Origin of the sequence: Microbacterium sp. HMWF026, assembly GCF_003061325.1 — a bacterium.
GTDB classification, from domain to species: Bacteria; Actinomycetota; Actinomycetes; order Actinomycetales; family Microbacteriaceae; genus Microbacterium; species Microbacterium testaceum_E.
This window is the reverse complement of record NZ_QAJB01000268.1, coordinates 1-4904: the sequence shown is the minus strand read 5'-3', so window position 1 is coordinate 4904 and position 4904 is coordinate 1. Positions and strand designations below refer to the sequence as shown.

8 protein-coding genes are annotated in these 4904 nt (G+C 74.7%); 4 read left to right on the top strand and 4 right to left on the bottom strand.

Annotated elements, in window-relative coordinates; translation table 11 throughout:
* Both DBR36_RS10475 and DBR36_RS10470 read right to left on the bottom strand, forming a co-directional pair.
* Positions 1-540 (bottom strand): allophanate hydrolase subunit 1 (locus tag DBR36_RS10475; RefSeq protein WP_181373558.1); only part of this gene is annotated, 540 nt, incomplete at its 3' end.
* Positions 534-1286: a 5-oxoprolinase subunit PxpA gene (locus DBR36_RS10470; RefSeq protein ID WP_108319159.1), complete on the bottom strand. Its 753-nt coding sequence runs from the start codon at positions 1284-1286 to the stop codon at positions 534-536. The genes DBR36_RS10470 and DBR36_RS10475, both read right to left, overlap by 7 nt.
* Before the next feature lie 81 nt (positions 1287-1367).
* Here DBR36_RS10470 and DBR36_RS10465 point away from each other — a divergent pair, with 81 nt between their 5' ends.
* From DBR36_RS10465 to DBR36_RS10455, 3 genes are all read left to right on the top strand, one after another.
* Positions 1368-2234 carry a spermidine synthase gene (locus DBR36_RS10465; RefSeq protein WP_108319157.1) on the top strand — a complete coding sequence of 289 codons (867 nt, stop codon included), beginning with the start codon at positions 1368-1370 and terminating at the stop codon, positions 2232-2234.
* A 94-nt stretch (positions 2235-2328) separates the two neighbouring features.
* The gene (locus tag DBR36_RS10460) at positions 2329-2856 is read left to right on the top strand and encodes a hypothetical protein (protein WP_108319155.1); all 528 of its coding nucleotides are present in this window, start codon (positions 2329-2331) and stop codon (positions 2854-2856) included.
* A gap of 30 nt (positions 2857-2886) precedes the next feature.
* Positions 2887-3375 carry a SprT-like domain-containing protein gene (locus DBR36_RS10455; RefSeq protein WP_108319153.1) on the top strand — a complete coding sequence of 163 codons (489 nt, stop codon included), beginning with the start codon at positions 2887-2889 and terminating at the stop codon, positions 3373-3375.
* A gap of 88 nt (positions 3376-3463) precedes the next feature.
* On the opposite strand, the gene DBR36_RS10450 is transcribed toward DBR36_RS10455, so the two are convergent.
* A complete protein-coding gene (locus tag DBR36_RS10450; RefSeq protein ID WP_108319151.1) occupies positions 3464-4087 on the bottom strand; it encodes a 2-phosphosulfolactate phosphatase in 624 nt (207 codons plus the stop codon).
* An 85-nt stretch (positions 4088-4172) separates the two neighbouring features.
* Here DBR36_RS10450 and DBR36_RS10445 point away from each other — a divergent pair, with 85 nt between their 5' ends.
* Entirely contained in the window at positions 4173-4673 is a 501-nt protein-coding gene (locus DBR36_RS10445) for a hypothetical protein (protein ID WP_108319149.1), read from the top strand.
* A 13-nt stretch (positions 4674-4686) separates the two neighbouring features.
* Here the strand turns inward: DBR36_RS10445 and DBR36_RS10440 are convergent.
* Positions 4687-4904: Lrp/AsnC ligand binding domain-containing protein (locus DBR36_RS10440; protein WP_146185322.1), on the bottom strand; the 218-nt coding region annotated here is incomplete at its 5' end.

Genomic DNA, 4904 nt, shown 5'->3' with positions numbered 1-4904 from the left:
GACATCGGTCGTGGCGAGCAACCGCCACCCTCCCGGCGTCTCGCGGGGGTAGGCGCCGGTGAACTCTCCCGCGACGCCGACGGCGCCCGCCGGCACCCGCGTGCGGGGCGCCGTCAGGCGCGGGACGTCGAACCTCCAGTCAGGACTGACCAGGTACGCGAAGCCCGGCGCGAAGCCCGTGAAGGCCACGGTCCACTCGGCGGCCGCGTGCCGCGCCACCAGCTGGGCGACGGTCAGGCCCAGCAGCTGTGCGGTGTCGGCGAGGTCGGCTCCGTCGTAGCGCGCGGGGATCTCGACGAGCGGCCCCGGCGCCGCGGCCCGAGCGGTCGCGGACCCCGCGGCGCGGATCCAGGCGCGCACGGCGGGGGCGCTCAGGCGCGAGGGGTCGAAGGCGACGAGCACCGTCCGGGCGGCGGGGACCAGCTCGTCGATCCCGGGCGGCGGGTCCGCGGCGAGCGCTGCGTGCAGCGAGAGCACGGAAGAGAGGTCGGCGACCTCCGCGAGGATCGCCCGCTCCCCCATCGCCCGCAGCGTCACCACGGCGCGCGGCCCTCGACACCCGCGTCGTCGAGGGCCGCGCGGACCGCCCGCGCCATCGCGACCGCGGCCGGGCTGTCGCCGTGCAGGCACAGCGACGCGGCGTCGACCGCGACGAGCGTGCCGTCGATCGCGACGACCTCGCCGTCGCGCACGAGACGCACGGCCCGCTCGGCGACGTGGACGGGGTCCTCGAGCAGGGCCCCGGGCTCGCCGCGCGGGACGAGCCCTCCGGCGGCGGTGTACCCGCGGTCGAGGAACGCCTCGCGCACGAAGGGCAGACCCGCGGATGCCGCGGCCGCCGTGATCGCTCCGGGAAGGCCGAGCACCGGCAGAGGCCGCCCCAGCGCAGCCGACAGATCGGCGACGGCGGCGACCACGGCCCGTGCCTGATCCGCATCGTCGACGACCGCGTGATAGAGCGCGCCGTGGGGTTTGACGTAGCGGACGTCGGCGCCGGCGGCGACGAGGGCGGACAGCTGCGCCGACACGTCGGCGCGGAGCGCGAGCGGCTCGGGGTCGCGGCGCACGCGACCGAAGTGCGCTCTGTCGTCGTACGAGGGATGCGCCCCCACGGCCACGCCGAAGCGCGCGGCCCGCGCGACCGCCTCGCGCATCGAGTTCTCGTCGCCCGCGTGGCCCCCGCAGGCGACGTTGGCGCTGCTGACGACAGCGAACAGTGCCTCGTCGTCGGCGGTCGGCATCCCGTCGACGGTCTCGCCCAGGTCGGCGTTCAGGTCCACGCGCATGTCGCCACGGTACCGCCGCCCCGCCCGCGTCCGCCGGTCGGGCTGGACCCCGCCTGCGGGGTGCCCGGCTAGCGTGGAGCCATGGCACGCATGCGCATCGAACCCGACGACGCCCCCACCGCGCGCCTCTCGGACGGCACGCTCGCGCGCGTGTCGCCGTCGGGATTCGTCTCGGGTTCCGAGCTCGTCGTGGACGGCACGCCCCAATCGCACGTCGATCTCGACGACCCCACCCACCTGCATTTCGAGTACGTCGCGCGCATGGGCGCCGTGATCGATCGACTGCGGATGCCGGGACAGCCGCTGACGGCCGTGCACCTCGGCGCGGGCGCGCTCACCCTTCCCCGCTACGTCGAGGCGACGCGTCCGGGCTCGCGCCAGCAGGTCATCGAACTGGAACCGGCGCTGTGGGATCTCGTGCGCGAGAACCTCCCCCTGCCTCGCGGTGCGTCGATCCGCGTCCGCATCGGCGATGCCCGCGCGGGCCTTGCGCGGCTTCCGGCCGGCCTCACCGGCGCGGTCGACCTGCTCGTCAGCGACGTCTACTCGGGGGCGCAGACCCCCGCCCACCTCACCACCGTGGAGTTCTACCGCGAGGCCGCGGCCCTGCTCGCCCCGGACGGCGTGCTGCTGGTGAACGTCTCGGACGGGCCCGGTCTCGCCTTCGCGCGCCGCCAGGTCGCGACCGTACGCGAGGTGCTGCCCGAGGTGATCGTCCTGGCCGAGGTGCAGGTGCTTAAGGGCCGCCGCTTCGGCAACCTGGTCGTCGCCGCCTCCGCGGCCCCGCTCCCCGTCGAATGGCTGCCCCGTCTCATGGCGGCCGGCCCCCACCCCGCGAAGGTCGCGCAGGGCAGCGAGATCGACGAGTTCGTCCGCGGATCCCGCCCCGCCGTCGACGGCGACGCGACCCCCTCGCCGAAGCCCTCGGCATCCATCTTCGACCGCTGACGCGAGCGTGATCGGGACTCGACCGCGTGGCGAGTCGACCGTCGGGCCGAGCGCGGCGCACACTGGTAGTCCTGCTGGACCGAGAGGAGCGCCGGTGAGCTACATCCACGGGTACGACCCCGACACGTTGCGCGAAGTCACCGACTCTCGCGAGTGCGCGGAGCGTCTCGAAGAGATCGGCGAGCAGCGCAGTCTGCACGCCCTTCTCGAGCGGGTGTGGCTGCTGAAGGTGCTCGACCGCTTCGACGAGGCCCTGTCGATCTCGGAGCAGTCCGTGCGCGTGGCCCGCATGGCGGGGACGCGTCGCGACCTGCTGCGCGCGCGCATCCTGCACGCCACGATCATGCAGTGCCGCGGCGCCTACGCCGCCGCCGAGCAGGAGCTGACCATGTGCGCCGAGGAGGCCGAGGGTCAGGGCTGGGCGAGCATCGCCGCCTTCGCCCTGCAGCACCGCGGCAAGGTGCACTACGACGAGGGCGACTACGAGTCCGCGCGTCGCGACTTCAAGCAGGCGCTGTTCCTGCGCCAGAACGCCGGCGCCACCGACAAGCAGCTCGAGTCGACCCTGCTCGCCATCGACGCGGCGGACCGCCGTCGCACGCGCGAGGTCGTCGCGAGCTGAGTGTCGGACCCCCCGCCTAGGATCCCGGACATGTCCGAACTGCAGCGCGTACGCACGTGGGCCGAGGCGCTGATCGCCCTGCACCTCGACGCGTCGTGGACGTTCGCCTTCGACAACGCCAAGCGGCGCGCGGGGCTGTGCGACTACGGGCGCAAGCGCATCAGCGTCTCGCGCTACCTCGCCGCGCGCTACGACGACGACACCAATCATCAGACGCTCCTGCACGAGGTCGCGCACGCGCTCGCGGGCGTCGGCGCCGGGCACGGCCCGGCGTGGAAGCGCACGGCCCGCGACCTCGGCTACGTCGGCGGGACGACCCACGCCGGAGAGACCGCGAACGAGCTGGCCCCGTGGGTGGGCACGTGTCCCGCGGGCCACATCGCATATCGGCACCGCCGTGCGACGCGCCCCACCTCGTGCGCGCGGTGCGCCCCCTCGTTCGACCCGCGGTTCGCCCTGTCGTGGGAGCGTCGCGACATCAGCCCCGCGACGAGACTGGCGGCGGCGACACCGCGGTGAGGCGCTCGCCCCGTTCCGCGAGCGGGCGGCCCGCGGCGGGTGCGTGACGCGGTGGGGGCGGGCGTCCGAAGCGACCGGAGGGGCGGCGTCAGCCCGCGCGGAAGACGTCGCCGTCGAGGACCGGGACCACGGATGCCGCATCGCGCGTCGCGGCGGCCAGGACGTCGTCGCGTCCGCCCTCGGCCGCGAGCGCCCGGCCCGCACCGCTGGCCGTGAGCAGGTGACGCACGGCACCGCCGAGCGCGCGGAACCCCTCGCCCGCGACCGCGGCCTCGGGCGAGGCGTGATCGATGCCGAGATCGCCGAGCGCCGCGATGACGGCCCCGGCGCCGAGCAGGTCGTCGACGGCGAAGCGGGTGGCATCCGTTCCCGGATCCTCCGGGGCCCCCACGGCGAGGATCGAGATGCTCGTCCGCTCCCCCCGCGCGCGCTGACGGTCGAGCACGTGCGCCGCCACTGCAGCGGCGTTGCGCAGCCCCCCGACGACGACGTGCGCGCCGGCGCCCGCGGCGGCACGCGCGAGGTCCGCGCCCGCGCCCGGGGCGAGATCGAGGACCCCTCCGCGCTCGCACGCCGAGAGGGCTCGCGCCGTCAGACCGAGCGTCTGGACCACGACGACGATGTGCGCGGGCGCGAGGCGCTCGAGCCCCGCGCCGCCCCAGTCCAGTCGCACCTGGTAGTCGGACTGCGCGTAGGCGGCGGTGTTCGGCATCCCTCGAGCCTAGAACGAGCGTGCGGCGCCGCCGTCTTCGTCAAGCCGTGCCCGCTCGAGGTGCGGATGCGGCACGATCGAGGTCATGCGCATCCTGCTCAAGTTCGTGATCGACTGCGACCCGGACGCCGCCTGGCGCGCCCTGCACTCGCCGCGCGCCGTGGCGGAGCTGTACGGCCCGCTCCTCGACGTCGAAGCGCTCGGCACCATGCCGACGTCGTTCGAGTCGGGTGACGACGTGCCGGTGCAGATGAGCGTCGCCGGGGTCGTTCCCGTCGGCCGTCAGCTGATCTCGGTGGCCGATCGCGAGACCCGCGACGCGAACGGACGGGTACGGGTGTTCCGCGACTGGGGTGTGCCGCTGACGGGTCCCCTGTCGAGCCTGGACGTCTGGGACCACCAGATGGCCGTGTCGGAGGCGCCCGGACAGCCCGGCAAGACGCTGTGGCGGGAGCGGCTGACGATCGGCGGCGCGACGGCACCCGCGCTGTGGCTCGGCCTGTGGACGACCTGGCAGTGGCGAGCGGCGCGGATCCGCGCCCTGGCGCCCACCTGGGCGCACGACCCCGAGAACGACGCCGCCTGACGCGCGCGCCGCGTCAGGCCGGGAACGCGGCCGGTTCGATCGGGCGCGCCTCGAAGAAGGTCTGCAGGACGACCGTGGTACGGGTGTTCACCTGTGCCGCGGCGCGGATGTCACGGATCAGCGACTCGAGATCGCGCGGCGTCGGCACGCGGACGAACAGCATGTACGCCGAGTCGCCCGCGATCGAGTGGCAGGCCTCGATGGCCGTGAGATGAGCGAGCAGTTCGGGGG

Coding starts and splice junctions, on each gene's coding strand:
- DBR36_RS10470 (WP_108319159.1), bottom strand. CDS start 1,286: ATGCGCGTGGACCTGAACGCCGACCTGGGCGAGACCGTCGACGGGATG.
- DBR36_RS10455 (WP_108319153.1), top strand. CDS start 2,887: ATGTCCGAACTGCAGCGCGTACGCACGTGGGCCGAGGCGCTGATCGCC.
- DBR36_RS10465 (WP_108319157.1), top strand. CDS start 1,368: ATGGCACGCATGCGCATCGAACCCGACGACGCCCCCACCGCGCGCCTC.
- DBR36_RS10450 (WP_108319151.1), bottom strand. CDS start 4,087: ATGCCGAACACCGCCGCCTACGCGCAGTCCGACTACCAGGTGCGACTG.
- DBR36_RS10445 (WP_108319149.1), top strand. CDS start 4,173: ATGCGCATCCTGCTCAAGTTCGTGATCGACTGCGACCCGGACGCCGCC.